This is a genomic window from Achromobacter sp. UBA5777 (assembly GCF_002418565.1).
GTDB lineage: Bacteria > Pseudomonadota > Gammaproteobacteria > Burkholderiales > Burkholderiaceae_B > Achromobacter > Achromobacter animicus.
The window spans coordinates 71,205-71,557 of the sequence record NZ_DIEJ01000082.1 but is presented as its reverse complement, the minus strand read 5'-3'; the positions used below and the strand labels follow the sequence as shown (position 1 = coordinate 71,557).

At 53.5% G+C, this 353-nt stretch carries 1 pseudogene; it reads left to right on the top strand.

From position 1 onward, the window contains the following. Positions 1 to 280: pseudogene (locus tag B3446_RS06010) on the top strand (septum site-determining protein MinD); the annotation flags it as partial. Between the last annotated feature and the right edge of the window lie 73 nt (positions 281 to 353).

Sequence of the window (353 nt, the reverse complement as noted above, 5' to 3'; positions counted from 1 at the left end):
GCTGCTGACCCGCTACAACCCGGGCCGGGTGAACAAAGGTGACATGCTGAGCATGGAAGACGTGCTGGAGATCCTGCGCATCAAACTGGTTGGCGTGATCCCGGAAGATCAGTCCGTGTTGCGCGCCTCTAACCAGGGCGAGCCCGTGATCCTGGATACACAGGCAGACGCAGGTAAAGCGTATGCGGATACCGTTGACCGTCTGCTGGGAGAAGAACGTCCTTTCCGCTTCATTGAAGAAGAGAAGAAAGGTTTCCTCAAACGCCTGTTCGGAGGATAAGTTATGGCATTACTGGACTTTTTTCTCTCGCGGAAAAAAAGCACCGCCAACATCGCAAAAGAACGTCTGCAAA